General features: G+C 29.6%; 19 protein-coding genes. 2 read left to right on the plus strand and 17 right to left on the minus strand.

Annotation, left to right across the window (positions count from 1 at the left end):
* Window positions 1-15 precede the first annotated feature (15 nt).
* From hslV to AC5EAH_RS00100, 4 genes are all read right to left on the minus strand, one after another.
* The gene (hslV, locus tag AC5EAH_RS00085; protein ID WP_493492712.1) at window positions 16-555 is read right to left on the minus strand and encodes an ATP-dependent protease subunit HslV; all 540 of its coding nucleotides are present in this window, start codon (window positions 553-555) and stop codon (window positions 16-18) included.
* Window positions 556-618: 63 nt separating this feature from the next.
* Window positions 619-1,926, minus strand: a complete 1,308-nt coding sequence (gene trmFO, locus AC5EAH_RS00090; RefSeq protein WP_493492713.1) for an FADH(2)-oxidizing methylenetetrahydrofolate--tRNA-(uracil(54)-C(5))-methyltransferase TrmFO — start codon at window positions 1,924-1,926, stop codon at window positions 619-621.
* Between the two features lie 197 nt (window positions 1,927-2,123).
* Window positions 2,124-3,077 carry a foldase protein PrsA gene (locus AC5EAH_RS00095; RefSeq protein ID WP_493492714.1) on the minus strand — a complete coding sequence of 318 codons (954 nt, stop codon included), beginning with the start codon at window positions 3,075-3,077 and terminating at the stop codon, window positions 2,124-2,126.
* 179 nt (window positions 3,078-3,256) lie between these two features.
* Window positions 3,257-3,712, minus strand: coding sequence for a hypothetical protein (locus AC5EAH_RS00100; protein ID WP_493492715.1), 456 nt, complete (start codon window positions 3,710-3,712; stop codon window positions 3,257-3,259).
* Window positions 3,713-3,884: 172 nt separating this feature from the next.
* Between AC5EAH_RS00100 and AC5EAH_RS00105 the strand changes: the two genes are divergently transcribed.
* Window positions 3,885-4,436, plus strand: coding sequence for a cysteine hydrolase family protein (locus tag AC5EAH_RS00105; protein ID WP_493492716.1), 552 nt, complete (start codon window positions 3,885-3,887; stop codon window positions 4,434-4,436).
* 38 nt (window positions 4,437-4,474) lie between these two features.
* On the opposite strand, the gene AC5EAH_RS00110 is transcribed toward AC5EAH_RS00105, so the two are convergent.
* The 5 genes from AC5EAH_RS00110 to AC5EAH_RS00130 form a co-directional block, all read right to left on the minus strand.
* The gene (locus AC5EAH_RS00110) at window positions 4,475-5,290 is read right to left on the minus strand and encodes a methyltransferase domain-containing protein (protein ID WP_493492717.1); all 816 of its coding nucleotides are present in this window, start codon (window positions 5,288-5,290) and stop codon (window positions 4,475-4,477) included.
* On the minus strand, window positions 5,277-5,510 hold the full coding sequence (locus tag AC5EAH_RS00115) for a DUF896 domain-containing protein (RefSeq protein WP_493492718.1): 234 nt from the start codon (window positions 5,508-5,510) through the stop codon (window positions 5,277-5,279). The genes AC5EAH_RS00110 and AC5EAH_RS00115 overlap by 14 nt, the downstream gene beginning before the upstream one ends.
* Window positions 5,510-6,811: a hemolysin family protein gene (locus AC5EAH_RS00120; RefSeq protein WP_493492719.1), complete on the minus strand. Its 1,302-nt coding sequence runs from the start codon at window positions 6,809-6,811 to the stop codon at window positions 5,510-5,512. The genes AC5EAH_RS00115 and AC5EAH_RS00120 overlap by 1 nt, the downstream gene beginning before the upstream one ends.
* 124 nt (window positions 6,812-6,935) lie before the next feature.
* A complete protein-coding gene (gene glnA, locus AC5EAH_RS00125) occupies window positions 6,936-8,276 on the minus strand; it encodes a type I glutamate--ammonia ligase (RefSeq protein WP_493492720.1) in 1,341 nt (446 codons plus the stop codon).
* An 18-nt stretch (window positions 8,277-8,294) separates the two neighbouring features.
* Entirely contained in the window at window positions 8,295-8,666 is a 372-nt protein-coding gene (locus tag AC5EAH_RS00130; protein WP_493492721.1) for a MerR family transcriptional regulator, read from the minus strand.
* A 165-nt stretch (window positions 8,667-8,831) separates the two neighbouring features.
* Between AC5EAH_RS00130 and AC5EAH_RS00135 the strand changes: the two genes are divergently transcribed.
* Window positions 8,832-9,020, plus strand: coding sequence for a hypothetical protein (locus tag AC5EAH_RS00135; protein WP_493492722.1), 189 nt, complete (start codon window positions 8,832-8,834; stop codon window positions 9,018-9,020).
* A 39-nt stretch (window positions 9,021-9,059) separates the two neighbouring features.
* On the opposite strand, the gene AC5EAH_RS00140 is transcribed toward AC5EAH_RS00135, so the two are convergent.
* From AC5EAH_RS00140 to rimI, 8 genes are all read right to left on the minus strand, one after another.
* Window positions 9,060-9,602, minus strand: a complete 543-nt coding sequence (locus AC5EAH_RS00140; protein ID WP_493492723.1) for a GNAT family N-acetyltransferase — start codon at window positions 9,600-9,602, stop codon at window positions 9,060-9,062.
* 88 nt (window positions 9,603-9,690) lie between these two features.
* On the minus strand, window positions 9,691-10,959 hold the full coding sequence (hflX, locus tag AC5EAH_RS00145) for a GTPase HflX (RefSeq protein ID WP_493492724.1): 1,269 nt from the start codon (window positions 10,957-10,959) through the stop codon (window positions 9,691-9,693).
* Window positions 10,960-10,968: 9 nt separating this feature from the next.
* Entirely contained in the window at window positions 10,969-11,568 is a 600-nt protein-coding gene (locus AC5EAH_RS00150; protein WP_493492725.1) for a trimeric intracellular cation channel family protein, read from the minus strand.
* Window positions 11,569-11,575: 7 nt separating this feature from the next.
* Window positions 11,576-12,502 carry a tRNA (adenosine(37)-N6)-dimethylallyltransferase MiaA gene (gene miaA, locus AC5EAH_RS00155; RefSeq protein ID WP_493492726.1) on the minus strand — a complete coding sequence of 309 codons (927 nt, stop codon included), beginning with the start codon at window positions 12,500-12,502 and terminating at the stop codon, window positions 11,576-11,578.
* A gap of 1 nt (window position 12,503) precedes the next feature.
* Window positions 12,504-13,058 (minus strand): thioredoxin family protein, encoded by a 555-nt coding sequence (locus AC5EAH_RS00160; protein ID WP_493492727.1) that lies wholly within the window; start codon window positions 13,056-13,058, stop codon window positions 12,504-12,506.
* Window positions 13,059-13,193: 135 nt separating this feature from the next.
* Window positions 13,194-14,243: a YdcF family protein gene (locus AC5EAH_RS00165; protein WP_493492728.1), complete on the minus strand. Its 1,050-nt coding sequence runs from the start codon at window positions 14,241-14,243 to the stop codon at window positions 13,194-13,196.
* Window positions 14,244-14,245: 2 nt separating this feature from the next.
* Entirely contained in the window at window positions 14,246-15,271 is a 1,026-nt protein-coding gene (tsaD, locus tag AC5EAH_RS00170; protein ID WP_493492729.1) for a tRNA (adenosine(37)-N6)-threonylcarbamoyltransferase complex transferase subunit TsaD, read from the minus strand.
* A complete protein-coding gene (gene rimI / locus AC5EAH_RS00175) occupies window positions 15,268-15,729 on the minus strand; it encodes a ribosomal protein S18-alanine N-acetyltransferase (protein ID WP_493492730.1) in 462 nt (153 codons plus the stop codon). The genes tsaD and rimI overlap by 4 nt, the downstream gene beginning before the upstream one ends.
* Window positions 15,730-15,736 lie beyond the last annotated feature (7 nt).

The following is a 15,736-nucleotide window of genomic DNA, read 5'->3' on the forward strand; positions in this document are numbered from 1 at the left end:
ATTTATCCCTCTAAATTATATTTTTTCTACAATGATATTATGATTAGTAAATACACAAATATCTGCAGCTGTTGTTAAACTAGCTTTTGCAATTTCTTCAGCTGATAAATGTGGTGCATATTTTTTCAAAGCACGACCAGCACTTAATGCAAAATTGCCACCAGAACCAATTGCTAAAATACCATCATCCGAAGAAATAACTTCTCCTGTACCTGAAACGAGCAATAAATTTTCTTTATCCATCACAATTAACATAGCTTCTAATTGACGTAATGCTTTATCACTACGCCATTCTGCTGCAAGTTCTACTGCCGCTCTAGATAATTGTCCATTTGTCGCTTTCAATTTGTGTTCAAATTTTTCAAACAATGTAAAAGCATCAGCAACGCTACCAGCAAAACCAGTAACAACTTTATCATTGTATATTTTTCTTACTTTTCTTGCTGTATTTTTCATTACAACTTGATTACCTAATGTTACTTGTCCATCACCTGCCATAGCACATTCGCCATTATGATGAATGGCAAAAATAGTTGTTGCATGAAACTGTGACATTTAATCACCTCATTCTAATTTGGAGTCATATGAATTATATCATAATTCTGAAATTACAGACAATTAATAACCTATATTTTTTATATATTCATCTAAAGTACTTAACGCACGCATAGCTAAAGCATGATAACGTTCTTGTTTATTTCTAATTTTAGTCTCCATAGCTGGTAATAATCCAAAATTAGCATTCATAGGTTGGAAATGTTTTTTATCTGTATGTGTAATATAATGCGCCATCGAACCTATTACTGTTTCTTTTGGAAAAATTAACGGTGTTAAATTATCTGCTAATCTAGCAGCATTAATACCTGCTACTAATCCTGATGCCGCACTTTCAACATAACCTTCTACACCTGTCATTTGTCCGGCAATTAATAATGAAGGTTGTGTTCTAAATTGATAAGTTGGATTCAACACGCTTGGAGAATTAATAAACGTATTTCTATGCATAACACCGTAACGAACAATATCTAAATTTTCTAATCCAGGAATTAATTTTAAAACTTCTTTTTGCGCACCCCATTTTAAATGCGTTTGAAAACCAACAATATTATATAAAGTGCCCGCTGCATCATCTTGTCTTAGTTGTGCGACTGCATAAGGACGTTTACCTGTTTTAGGATCTTCTAAACCAACAGGTTTCATTGGCCCAAATAATAATGTTTTTTTCCCACGACGTGCCATTTCTTCAAAGGGCATACATCCTTCAAAATAAATTTCTTTTTCAAATTCTTTTAATGGCACCACTTCAGCAGCTAACAAAGCATCGTAAAATGTATTAAATTCTTCTTCAGTCATCGGACAATTTAAATATGCTGCTTCACCTTTATCATAACGTGATTTTAAATAGACTTTATTCATATCAATACTATCTTTTTCAATAATCGGTGCTGCTGCATCATAAAAATATAAATGACTTTGTCCTGTTAATTCTTGTAATTGCTTAGAAATAGCTTCAGTAGTTAAAGGACCTGTTGCTAACACCACTAAACCATCTTCTGGCAAAGCAAGTACTTCTTCATTACTAATTGTAATATTAGGATGATTTTTCAAAGTATTCGTAATAAATCCAGCAAATTCGTGTCTATCAACAGCTAATGCACCACCTGCTGGTACACTGGCATTATCTGCCGCACGCATGATTAATGAATCTAATTGTCTCATTTCTTCTTTTAAAACCCCAACTGCATTTGTTAAACCATTTGCTCTTAGTGAGTTAGAACATACTAATTCAGCAAATTGATCAGTATGATGGGCTGGTGTTTGTTTAACTGGTCTCATTTCGTGTAATGTAATCTTATGCCCTCTTTTCGCTAATTGCCACGCAGCTTCAGAACCAGCTAAACCTGCACCAATAACATGTATTTTCAATTGCTTACCTCCATATATTCTTATAAATAATTGTATTTTAAACAATTCTAAATTTTTTTACAATTTGACTTTATAACTTTATCACAAAATAAAAATACTGTAAATAAAAGGAACCATAGAAATTTTATTTTTTATAGTCATCAGAAAAGGTTTGAAATCAGAATTGATTTCAAACCTTTTTGTATACATTAGATGTATTATTTTGATACGGCCTCTGTAGCTGTTGGTTTTTCTTGACCTTTAAATACTTGTGTTACATAATTTTCTAAAGCTTCATTTTTATAAGTTACATTATATTTTTTGAATAATGTTTCTAGTTTTTGAATTACTAATTTTTGATCTGCAGCTGTTTTTTCTTGAGCTAATTGTGATTGTAATTGTAGTTTAACTGCATCAAATGATTGTTCTCTTGTATCATTTAATTTAATAATATGGTAACCAAATTGAGATTTAATAATACCTGATACTTCATCTTTTTTCAATTTGAATGCAGCATCAGCAAATTCTTTTACCATATCTGCTTTAGAAAACCATCCTAACTCACCACCAGCTGCTGCTGACGCTTTATCATTAGAATATTTTTTAGCTACTTCAGCAAAACTTTCACCACCATTAACTTTTTCTAAAGCTTCTTGTGCACGTTGTTTTGCTTCTTCATCAGAAAGACCTTGAGGTGCATTTTCTGATTTTACAGCTATTAAAATATGAGAAGCATTAATTTGATTTTTTACATCTTCATATTTTTTCTTAACATCTTCATCTTTAATTCCAGCAGCATCAATTAACATTAATGTTTGTGCTTGTTGTGCTTGTAAATTTTCTTTATATTTTTCAACTGTTAAACCATTTTTAGATAGCAACTCTTTGAATGTTTCTTCACCACCATAGTTACTAAATTGTTTTTGTAATGCTTCACTTACTTGCTCTTGATTAATTGATTGACTGTATTCTTTTAATACAATTTTGTTTAAAAGTACATTAAAAGCAGCTTGTGAAAGTTGTTCTGAACCAATTTGTTGTAATACATCAGTCGCAGTAACTTCTCCTGCATCTGAATCAACATATACTTCATTGTTAGTACTACATGCACCTAGCGTTAAAATAGATGCAACTAAAGCTAATGGGAGTGCTGTTTTTTTAATTTTTTTCATATTAATGATTTCGACCCTTTCATAAATTGCTTAGACATATTCATAATATATCACATATTAATCATAACTAGCAATAATTAGAGATTGTTTTATTGATATAATTAACAAAATAAAGTCATTTTAGCATCAATATAACAAATGAGCATGTAACTATACACGCTCATTGATATAACACTATCTTATTTTGATTCATTATCCCCTAAATTTTCTTTTAAGTCTTTTGTTTCAGATTTTACATTTTCAATATCTTCTTTTAAGTTATCTACATGTGGTTGAACTTTTTCTTTAAAATCTTGCCCTAATTGAGTAGCTGAACTAATAGAAGATTTTGATACCGCTTCTTTTAAATTAATAAATGCCTGTTTTATATCCTCTTTTGAAGACAATAATTCTTTTGTATCTGACAATACTTGAGATAAATTTTCTTTACTTTCTTTGTAATGCGTTGTTAAATTTTCTTTTTGTAAATTTGCTTCTATTGCAACATCTTCTGCTAAAATATTTAAACGATTTAATTTTTCATTAGAATATTTTTTTAATTTTTTTTGCATTGTTACACCATCATATTTTGTTGTTAATAATGCAGCCACAGCACCTATACTTGCACCAAATAAAAATGTTTTTAATTTAGACATATTGTTATTCTCCTTTTATAGCAATCATCATGCTTAATTAATATACATTCTAATTATACAATACTTTAACGCTAAAGTACACGATATTATTCAATAGTAAAAACTTGATTTTCTTATTTAAAACAGATAAAATACAAAATATATTTTGGTTTATTTAGCAAAGGAGAGAATAATGACAAAAGCACTGGTTGTTATTGATTATACTAATGATTTTATAGCTGACGACGGTAAATTATCTTGTGGTAAACCCTCTCAAGATATACAATACTATATTAGTGATTTAATGACAGAATTTCACGGTTTAGATTACCCTGTCATTATGACAGTTGATGCACATCAAGAAGATGACCCTTATCATCCTGAAACTAAATTATTTCCACCACATAACATTATCGGTACAACAGGCCAACATTTATATGGTGCTGTTTATAATACTTTTGAAAATATTAAAAATCAAAACAAGGTATTTTGGATAAATAAACGACGTTATAGTGCATTTAACGGGACAATTTTAGCACAATTAATTCAAGAATATAAAATTACTGAGTTACATCTTGTCGGTGTCTGTACAGATATTTGCATTTTACATACTGCAATAGATGCTTATAATTTAGGCATCAAGGTTCTTATTCATAAACAAGGTGTTGCTAGTTTTAATCCAGCTGGTCATGAATGGGCTTTAAACCATTTTAAAAACATTTTAGGTGCAATTGTTGTAGAATAAAAAAGTTAGGAAAACTTATAAGTTTTCCTAACTTTTTTCTAATTACTTGCAATAATAACTGTAAAATTCATAGACAATGTAATTGATTGTTGATATTGTTTTAAAATCTCTTTATCTATATGCCAACATAATGGTGTCATTTGATATAAATCTTGAATTAATGTTTCTTCAATTTCATATAAATAAGCTATATCAAAAGAATCAACTTTAGTAAAATATTGTTTGACTTGTTTTAAAGTTTCTTCCTTCATCAAATTTTGAGGTTTTAAATTAAATCTTGCTCTTAACTCTTGCAAATACCCTTCATTTGGAATAATTTTAATTAATATTCCTTGATCAGCGAGTACTCTAAGAAATTCACTATAATTTGCTGGCGTTAAACAATTAAATAAAACATCTACTGAATGATTAGCAATAGGCATATTTGCTAAATCTGCTACTACCCAATTAATATGTTGGTACTTTTTAGCAGCGTATTGAATGCCGTATTTAGAAATATCAATACCTATTGCCAAGTGCTTATCTACTAAATAATTAAGATGAGAACCTTCTCCACAACCTACATCAACAATATGACGAGCATTTAATACATATGGCTTAATCACTTTTAATAATGGTTCAAATAGTCCAGCTTGATTAATATTAAACCTTGCTTCAAATAAAGCCAATTGATAGTTTACATCAACTGGCTTCGATAGCACATTAATTTGACCTGATTTATTAAGATTAATGACATGGCTATTACCACAACAAAATACATTGTCTTGTAATTCTAAATTAAGATGACAAAACGGACAACGTAATAATTGTTGGTTTTTTAACCAACTTTGTTTCACAATATTATTTTTTTTCATTTGCTTCTTTAATCATTTTTAATTTATCTGGTGTAACATCGTTACCTTCCTGGTCAACAACTGTCGTATTTTCCATTACTTTTTTAAAATTACCTTTAAAAATTGTTAAATATTCTTTGCGTAAAGTTGCTTGTTCTTGTAATTCAGCTTCCGTTAATCCTTGTTCTTTCTTTTTCGCTGCTAATTCATTAATTCTTTCAATAATTTTATCCATATTCATTATAAATTCCCCTCTGTATTTAACCATGCTTCTATTTGCACAATGCGATCTTCTTCAATGTTAACAACTCGAAAAGCAATATTATCGAAATGATAAATATCCCCTTCATTAACAGCATAATTTTGAATATATATCCAACCTGATAAAGTGTCTACTTCTTCATGTGGAAGATCTATATCAAAATAATCATTAATATCTTGAATTGCAACACGTCCTTCTATTAAATAATGACCATTTTTTAATTTTTTAATAGCTCTTTCTTCTTGGTCATCGAACTCATCACGAACTTCACCAATAATTTCTTCAATAATATCTTCTAATGTGACGATACCTGATGTCCCACCATACTCATCAGTTAAAATAATTAAATGTTCTCGTTCTTTCTGCATACGCATTAATATTTGAGAAATAGGCGTATGTTCAAAAACTTTATCTACTGACGTGATATATTTTTTTAAATCTTCTACTGTTTCTAATTCTTTTTGAAAAATTCTTTTGATATTCAGTATACCAATAATATCATCTTTATCACCATCTACAACTGGATATCTTGTATACCCTTCTTGTCTAATGGTTCTTAAAGAAACACCTAAACTGTCATTAATATCAATAACACTCATTTCTGTACGCGGTACCATAATTTCTTTTGCCACTCTGTTATCAAATTCAAAGATTCTATCTACATAGCGATATTCACTAGAGTTAATTTGACCATGTTCATAAGATTCTTCTAAAATTGAACGTAATTCATCTTCTGAATGTGCATCACCTTTATTTGAACCTTTGTAACCGAACATCTTTGCTAATGCCATAGCTGAAGAATTTAACAACCAAACAAATGGTTTCATTATTAAACTAAACCAATACAATGGGCGCGCAACAAATAACGTAATACTTTCAGCTCTTTGAATGGCCATAGATTTAGGTACTAATTCTCCTAAAACGACATGTAAAAATGTCATTAATGAAAATGCGATAATCAAACTCACTGTCGCTGACATAGTAGCTGACAAATTAAACATTAAAAATATCGGCTGTAACAAATGTTCAAAAGTCGGTTCACCTAACCATCCTAAAGCTAAAGCTGTAATTGTGATACCTAATTGACATACTGATAAATAAGTATCTAACTGTTTAATGATCATTTCTGCACGTATAGCAGATGCATGCCCATTTTTAGCTAGCTCTTCTATACGTGTTTTACGAACTTTGACAATAGCAAATTCACTCGCTACAAAAAAAGCAGTAAGTATTAACAAAATGAAAATTAGTATAAAATTTATAATCAGACTGAGGTCCATTATTCTTCCTTTCTATGTTTGAGTTTGCTAATATCATAGCAAAACTTTTTTTAATATGCAATCAATCTAACTTTAACAATAAGAGAATAAAAGTATTAGCCTATACAGACTAATACTTTTATTATTAAAACATTTTTAAATATTGTTCTTGTTCCCAATCAGTCACATGTGTTCTAAAAGCATCCCATTCAATAGATTTAGCTTCTATAAAACTATTGTAAATATGTTCACCTAATGCTTCTCTAATAACATCATCTTCTGCTAATGCTTTTAATGCTGTATATAATGTTGATGGTAATTCATCTACACCTTCTGCTAAACGTTCTTCTCTTGTCATAATATAAATATTACGATCAACAGCTTCTTGTGGTTCTAATTTATTTTTAATACCATCTAACCCTGCTGATAAAATTGCTGCCATAGCTAAATATGGGTTAGCAGCTGGATCTACAGAACGCACTTCTACACGTGTCGATAAACCTCTTGCTGAAGGAATACGAATTAATGGTGAACGATTTGATGTTGACCATGCAACATAACAAGGTGCTTCATATCCTGGTACTAAACGTTTGTAAGAGTTAACTGTTGGATTAGCAACTGCTGTGAAGCCACGTGCATGTTTTAATGTACCCGCAATAAATTGACGTGCCACTTTAGATAATTCAGATGGTGCTTTAGGATCATAAAATACATTTTCATCGCCATTAAATAATGACACATTACAATGCATTCCCGAACCATTAATACCAAAAATAGGTTTTGGCATAAACGTAGCATGATAACCATGTTGTCTAGCAATAGTCTTAACAACTAGTTTAAATGTTTGAATATTATCACACGCTTCTAAAACATCTGCATATTTAAAATCAATTTCATGTTGACCAGGTGCTACTTCATGATGCGAGGCTTCAATATTAAAGCCCATCTTTTCTAATTCTAAAACAATATCGCGTCTTACATTTTCACCTAAATCCATTGGTGCTAAATCAAAGTAACCACCTGAATCATTTAGTTCTAATGTAGGTTCACCTGCTTCATTTAGCTTAAATAAGAAAAATTCTGGTTCTGGCCCTAAATTAAATGATGTAAAGCCAAAATCTTCCATTTGTTTTAACACACGTTTCAAATTATTACGTGGATCTCCAGCAAATGGTTTTAAATCTGATGTGTAAACATCACAAATCAAACGTGCCACTTTACCGTATTCTCCATTATCCCACGGAAAAATCAACCAAGTGTTTAAATCTGGATATAAGTACATGTCAGATTCTTCAATACGTACAAATCCTTCAATTGACGAGCCATCAAACATCATTTTGTTATCTAATACTTTTTTCAACTGATTAGCAGGCACTTCTACATTTTTAATAACTCCTAAAATATCTGTAAATTGTAAACGAATATAACTCACATTATCTTCTTTTGCTAATTGTAAAATTTGTTCTTTAGTATACTTTGTTGACATTTCTTTTCTCCTTAAACACTATTTATTTTTGTAAAATCTTGATAAATCTCCCCTAGATAAAATATCTTCACGACGTCGTTCATTAACATTTACTAAATCATGACGTATTTTTTCTCTAAGAGCATGATCACTCAGATGATTTTCTGTTGTTTCTTCCACAATTTTTTTCACCATTTTCAAATTATAACCTTTTTCTAAATACTCTTTAATTTCGAGTAATTTATCAATATCGTTCATTGAAAAAAGTCTAGTATTACCTTCTGTTCTTTGTGGTGTCACTAATTCATATGTTTCATAATATCTAATTTGACGTGCTGATAGTTCAGTTAATTTCATCACTATACTTATAGAAAAAACTGGCAATGATCTTCTAATAGCTTTAAATCCCATATTTTCCTCATTTCAATATTAAATATACTAAAATAATATCAAAAGGTTCATCACTTTTCAATTTAATGTCATAAAATCTGACATGGTTTTTAGTAAGCGTATTACATTTACATGATTTTAATACTATGCTATAATTTTGGATAAATATATGAAGCGGAGGTTACTATGGCAAAATTTATTTTGATTTCTTTTACTATTTTTATTGTCGAATTTATTTTATGCTATGCCATTTATTTTTTACTTACTTATTTAAAATTACTTGAAAAAAAATCAGTAAAACAATTTTCACTTGCCGCCACATTATTCAGCGTATTTATTATTATTATTAATTGGTTATTATATTTTACAACATAATATAATAAAAAAAGATTTTCAAATGAAAATCTTTTTTTATTATAAACCGTCTTTATAAAATCTTTGACGTGATTCATTTTTTAATAATCCAAAGCAGTATTCGTCTAAATATTTATCATTAAACAATACTTTTTTTCTTAATACGCCTTCTTTTTTAAAACCTAATTTAATTAATAAATCAATTGATTGTTGATTACCTTCTACAGTCGTTGCATAAATTTTATGCGCATTAGTATTGTCAAAAGTAAAATGAATTAATTCACGACTAATTTCTAAACCATAACCGTGGCCTTGCGCCGATTCATTTAATACCCACCCTAATTCATAAATTGTTGTTTCTTGATAAGGATGATAAATAACATGACCTACAACATGATTCGTTGATTTTTCAACAATTGCATACATTAAAGGATTATCCCCTAAATGTTTATTAATAAAATTTTTTGTTGCTTCTAAATCATAAGGCTGTTCTTCAATATATCTTAACACTTGAGGATGACTCATATATTGATGAATATCATAAATATCCTCTGGTCTAAAAGATCTTAAACGTAATCTTTTAGTTTCGATTAATGTTGACATATTTCTCACTCCTTTATCAACAGTTTAATTAGTCTTTACACTATTATTATACTCTTTTTTATAGATGCTTGACAATACATATTCTTTGTTATTCTGTTTTAATAAATAAATGATTATTTTCTTGCAATTGTTGCAAATGATAACTATATTGTTGACTAATTTTACCTGCTACAATATAAACATTTTGTTCTTCATCGTAAGTTACGCTATCGACTAATGATATATTTTTTAATTGCTCCAAATATTTCGAAACATTTTCAAATAAAGTTACAGTATATACTTGCCAATCTTGTTTTAATTGCTCAACAATAAAATGATCAATTATTTTTTTATCTTGATGATTAATCGCACTCATTAGCAATGAAGGTTCTCTATCCGTTGTTGGAAGCATATCATTTTTTAATAAATCAGCTTTATTAAAAATAACATATTGTTGAATATGATCTGCACCTAAGTCGCTTAAAATATCTTTAACAACATGATATCTTTGTTCATAGCCAGATTGACTAACATCTACGACGTGCAAAATTAAATCAGCCACTAACATCTCATCTAATGTTGAATAAAAAGCTTTAACTAATGTATGTGGTAAATTTTGAATAAAACCAACTGTATCTGTTATTAAACATTTGAACCCTTGATTTAATACGATTTCTCGAGTTAACGGATCTAAAGTTGCGAATAATAAATCTTGTTCAAATGTTTGTGAATTGGCTAGTAAATTAAATAATGTTGATTTACCAGCATTAGTATAACCTACTAATGCGATTGTAAATTCTTCACGCTTTTTACGACTATCTAAATAACGTTGACGATGTTGTGCAATTTTAGTTAACTCTTTATTAATTTCTTTAATTCTACTACGAATATGTCGACGATCTGTTTCTAATTTAGTTTCACCAGGCCCACGTGTACCGATACCCGCACCTAATCTAGATAAGGCTTGCCCTTGTCCTGATAAACGAGGTAGCAAATAATTTAATTGTGCTAATTCAACTTGTAATTGACCTTCTTTAGATTTTGCACGCATTGCAAAAATATCTAAAATTAACTGTGTTCTATCTATAATCTTAATATCTAATGCCACATCTAAATTTTTAATTTGAGCTGGAGAAATTTGATCATTAATAACTATCATTTCTACATCTTCGTATTGTTCTAATAGGACACGAACTTCTTCTACTTTTCCTTTACCTATATATGTTGTACGATCTGTTGTCTTTCGCTTCTGACTAACAGACATGACGACATCTAAGCCAGCTGTATAACATAAGCTGTGCATTTCTTTCGTAAGTGATTCGAACATTTCATCATTTTGATGCTCGTATTGAACACCTACTACAATAACTTTCTCCATATAATACCTCTATTTATTTGCTTTCGGTAAATGCCATTGATATTTATTACCAACAACGCGTAATATTGTAATGACAACAACGAGTATATAATAACCTAATTGTGTGTTAACCCATTGAAAATAAATAACAATTCCCACTAAAATTGACCAACCTGCATAGATTTCACTTCTTAAAACACTTGGTTTTCGACCCGCTAATATATCACGAATAATTCCACCACCAGCACCAGTAAAAATAGCAGCAGTAATGACTGCACTAATAGGTTCATTAAGATGCATCGCATGTAAAGCACCTTGAATACTAAAGGCTGCTAACCCAATGGCATCAGTTAAAATTTCTAGTTTAACCCAACTTCTTCTAATTATATTAGGAAAAATAATAATTAATGTCATAACGATTAATGCGACATTAAACAAATGACCTTGACTCCAAAATATTTGAACAGGTAAACCGATCATTAAATTTCTTAAAGCACCACCACCAAATGCGGTTACTAAACCTAAAATATAAATACCTAAAATATCAAAATCTTCATCAATCGCAACAATTGCACCTGATAATGCAAAGGCAATCGTACCAATAATACCTAATATTTGCCAAACATCCACAAGTTTTTTACCTCTCTAACCATTCTTTTACGACTTTTATTGCTTCAGTTAATAATGCTGCTTGTCCATTAGATGTTTCTAGCCAATGTATCGTCATTTTATTTCGAAACCACGTTAATTGACGTTTAGCAAATCTTCTTGTATTGCGCTGAATTAAATTACGACATTGTTCTAATGTCAATTGACCTTGTAAGTAACATACAACTTCTTTATAACCGATTGCCATCATTGCTTGCGCATCACTTGAAACACCTTGTGCTAACAATGTTTCCACTTCATGAATCAAACCCGCTTCAAACATCATATCCACACGTTGATTAATACGTTGATAAATTAATTCTCGTGAACTATTTAAACCTAAAATCAACATATCATACTTATGAGTCGTTGTTGCTTGAATATTATCACTTATTTTTTTATTAAAATATAAATAATAAGCATAAGCACGTACTAATCTGACTTCATTATGATAATGAATTTTATTGGCACTTTCGCTGTCTACTTGACTTAATAAAGTATGGAGATATTGTGCACCATTTTGTTGCACTATCTTTTCAACTTGTTCTAAATATTCTTTAGGAATACTCTCACCAAATTGATAGTCATTAATAATAGATTGAATATATAAACCCGTTCCACCTACAATCATAGGCAACTTTTCTTTATTAGCAATTTGTTCAATCAATTGTTCTGCTTGTTGCTTAAAATCACCAACTGTATATTGTTCATTGCCGTGTTTAATATCTATCAAATAATGAGGTATATTCTCTCTCTCAACTTCTGTTATTTTAGCAGAACCTATATCAAATCCCCGATATACTTGTACACTATCTCCAGAAATAATTTCGCCATTAAAATTTTTAGCCAGATCAATACTTAATGATGTTTTACCTACAGCTGTTGGACCAACAATAATTAATAATTTATTTGTCATGCTAGTTTTCCTTAATCAATTGATTTTGTTGTAACCAAGATACAATATCTTCTTTAGTAAAATGATTCAATTGTTCTTTATCAACTTTGTTTATTTGTTGACGATTTTGAAACTTCACTAAAACTGGTGTCCCCATAATTTGATACTTATTTTTAAAATTTAACCATTTTTGCTTATCTTTATATAATTGTGCAACATTAACATAATATATGTCATTGGCTAAGTGATGTTGTTCAATTAAATCTTTAAGTATAGGATCAGCTACAGTACAGTCAGAACAATCTGGTCGTCCAATATAAGCATAAACTTGTTCTCCTGCTTCAACTTTAGCTTCAAATTGTGCAACCGTTAAACTATTTAATTCAAAATACATATCTGAGTACGTGTTTTCAAATTGTTGAATTTGTTGTTGTGCTTTTTCAATATCTTGTTGTAACACTTGATTATTATATTGATATACATTTAATTGTTGATGATTCGTATACGCTGTGTAACTTGCATAGCATCCAAAGATAGCTAAAGCTGCTGTAATGATATGCTGTTTTTTAATTGTCATAATTATACCTCGATATTTAGATTGCCTTCATTGTACCAAAGCACAGTTTAAAATTCAATGTAAGCAATTAGCATATAATATAAAAAAGTTCTAGAAAAAATAAATTCTTCTAGAACTTTAATAATTCAACAATTATTATTTATTAAATAAATCCCATATAAAATTAATAATTTCTATTACAACAAATGGTACTACCGTTATAGATAAAAATGCGATATGCCAATACTTAAACATCACTAACAAACCTATATTTTCACGAATTAATGCACTTGGCATGTAATAAAATGCTGTTTTTGAACCAATACCTTTACCTTTTAACCCTACACGTCGTGCATAAATACTTGCTCTTAACACATGGAAACTATTCGTTACGACTACAGTATAGTACTTCTTAGATATTTTATCTAATATATGTTTAGAAAAAGTTAAATTTTCTAATGTTGTTGTTGATTTATTTTCTACAATAATTGCTTGGTCAGGAATACCTTTTTCTAATAAATATAAGCGCATAGCTTCAGCTTCTGCAATCAATTCATCTTCTCCTTTACCACCAGAAACAACAAAACATGGTCTTGTTTGATACTTATGATAAATTTCTATACCTTTATCTAATCGTTGTGCTAATAGTGGTGGTACTTTATCACCTATTAAACCTGAACCTAACACAATAATATAATCCGGCTCTTTCAGTAAAGGCCATTTTATATAAAAAATACTATATAAAAGATGACTCATATAAATAATTGTAAAATAAACAATAATTAAAAATAACCAACCAAATATATGATTAATGAAAAATAAAGACTGATAATCTTTAGTGACAATATAACCTGTTAATAATGGTGATAAAATCAATATTAATATTGCTAGTCCATAAAATAAAGACAACATATTAGCTAATCTTCTACCTTCTTTTTGCAAGATAGTTCTACCATTCAATAATAAAAATAAACAGCCAATTAAAATACATATTGGTAACATTAAGGCAATAACTAATGCTGTACCTATCGCTAATTTTAACATGCCCATTTTTTCAAAATGAACAATCATTTGCATCGCACTAGTAAATATTAACATCAATAAAAAGAAGCTAAAAAATAAACTATTTTTAAATTGTCTCGGTTCAATAGCAAATGAAATTATAAAAATAATTAATGGTACTATCCATAATAAATTTATTCCCATAATTATTTACCAACACTATATGTTTCAATATCTAATGATGACACAGCATTTAAAGATAAATCAGCACGATAATTAGCTAAATAAGCTTGATAAGCTACTGCTCCAATCATCGCCGCATTATCAGTACATAATTCTAATGGTGGTATATGTAAAGTTAAATCTTGTGGTATTTGTTGATTTAATTTTTCTCTCAAACCTCGATTAGCTGCTACACCTCCTGCAACAATTAAATGTTTAACTTGATAATTTTGACAAGCTTTTAAAGCTTTTGTGACAACTACTTCTAATACCGCTTCTTGAAAACTTACCGCAACATCTTCTGATGCAATAATTTGTCCTTTTTGTTTCGCATTATGTAATGTGTTAATGACTGCTGATTTAATACCTGAAAAACTAAAATCAAAACTATCTGCTTCTAGCCATACTCTCGGTAAATTCAATGTATCTTGACCTTGTTGTGCTAATTGATCAACCTTAGGTCCGCCAGGATAGGCTAAATTCAATTGTCTTGCTACTTTATCATAAGCTTCACCAATAGCATCATCACGTGTTTCACCAATTACTTCAAATGATAAATGAGATTTCATGTAAACTAATTCAGTATGTCCACCAGATACAATTAAAGCCACCAGTGGAAATTGTAATGGCGCTATTAACTGATTAGCGTAAATATGACCTGCAATATGATGCACTGGAATTAATGGTTTATTATGTGCATAAGCTAATGCTTTAGCAGCATTCACACCTATTAAAAGTGCGCCTATTAATCCTGGTCCATATGTTACCGCAATTGCATCAATATCTTGCATCGTTACTTGTGCTTTTGTCAATGTTTCATCTACCACTTGTATAATTACTTCAACATGTTGACGACTAGCTACTTCAGGCACTACACCACCAAATTGACGATGAATATCAATTTGCGTGGCCACAATATTACTTAAAATTTCATTACCATTGCGAATAATCGCACAGGCTGTTTCATCACAACTTGTTTCAATTGCTAGTATTGTAATATCTTTTTTCATATCAACTCTCCTTCTTTAAATGTTTTTTTCATCACATAAGCATCTTCACCATTATCTGCATAATATTTTTTTCTAATATCTATCACTTCAAAGCCAACTTGACGATATAAATTTTGTGCGATATGATTAGACACTCTTACTTCTAAAAAGGCATATTTTGCACCTTGATTTTTTTTATCTAATAAAACTAATTTTAATAATAATTGACCTAATTTCTGGCCACGAAAATCAGGTGCAATCGCAAAATTAGTAATTTCAATATCTTCAAATAAATGCCAAACCCCTATATAACCAATAACTACGTCTGCTTTACATAATAGATAGTAATTAGCATAATCATTATTATTGATTTCATGTTCAAACATAGCTTTAGTCCAATGATGTGGTGCAAAACATTGATATTCTATATTGTAAACTTTATCTACATCAGCCAAAGTCATTAATTGTATAGTATACATCTTGTCA

Source organism: Staphylococcus sp. B1(2026) (assembly GCF_058895785.1).

Bases quoted from the DNA above. Each gene is read 5' to 3' on its own strand.
- hslV (WP_493492712.1), bottom strand. From the start codon at position 555: ATGTCACAGTTTCATGCAACAACTATTTTTGCCATTCATCATAATGGC.
- AC5EAH_RS00095 (WP_493492714.1), bottom strand. From the start codon at position 3,077: ATGAAAAAAATTAAAAAAACAGCACTCCCATTAGCTTTAGTTGCATCT.
- AC5EAH_RS00100 (WP_493492715.1), bottom strand. From the start codon at position 3,712: ATGTCTAAATTAAAAACATTTTTATTTGGTGCAAGTATAGGTGCTGTG.
- AC5EAH_RS00105 (WP_493492716.1), top strand. From the start codon at position 3,885: ATGACAAAAGCACTGGTTGTTATTGATTATACTAATGATTTTATAGCT.
- AC5EAH_RS00110 (WP_493492717.1), bottom strand. From the start codon at position 5,290: ATGAAAAAAAATAATATTGTGAAACAAAGTTGGTTAAAAAACCAACAA.
- AC5EAH_RS00115 (WP_493492718.1), bottom strand. From the start codon at position 5,510: ATGAATATGGATAAAATTATTGAAAGAATTAATGAATTAGCAGCGAAA.
- AC5EAH_RS00120 (WP_493492719.1), bottom strand. From the start codon at position 6,811: ATGGACCTCAGTCTGATTATAAATTTTATACTAATTTTCATTTTGTTA.
- glnA (WP_493492720.1), bottom strand. From the start codon at position 8,276: ATGTCAACAAAGTATACTAAAGAACAAATTTTACAATTAGCAAAAGAA.
- AC5EAH_RS00130 (WP_493492721.1), bottom strand. From the start codon at position 8,666: ATGGGATTTAAAGCTATTAGAAGATCATTGCCAGTTTTTTCTATAAGT.
- AC5EAH_RS00135 (WP_493492722.1), top strand. From the start codon at position 8,832: ATGGCAAAATTTATTTTGATTTCTTTTACTATTTTTATTGTCGAATTT.
- AC5EAH_RS00140 (WP_493492723.1), bottom strand. From the start codon at position 9,602: ATGTCAACATTAATCGAAACTAAAAGATTACGTTTAAGATCTTTTAGA.
- hflX (WP_493492724.1), bottom strand. From the start codon at position 10,959: ATGGAGAAAGTTATTGTAGTAGGTGTTCAATACGAGCATCAAAATGAT.
- miaA (WP_493492726.1), bottom strand. From the start codon at position 12,502: ATGACAAATAAATTATTAATTATTGTTGGTCCAACAGCTGTAGGTAAA.
- AC5EAH_RS00160 (WP_493492727.1), bottom strand. From the start codon at position 13,058: ATGACAATTAAAAAACAGCATATCATTACAGCAGCTTTAGCTATCTTT.
- AC5EAH_RS00165 (WP_493492728.1), bottom strand. From the start codon at position 14,243: ATGGGAATAAATTTATTATGGATAGTACCATTAATTATTTTTATAATT.
- tsaD (WP_493492729.1), bottom strand. From the start codon at position 15,271: ATGAAAAAAGATATTACAATACTAGCAATTGAAACAAGTTGTGATGAA.
- rimI (WP_493492730.1), bottom strand. From the start codon at position 15,729: ATGTATACTATACAATTAATGACTTTGGCTGATGTAGATAAAGTTTAC.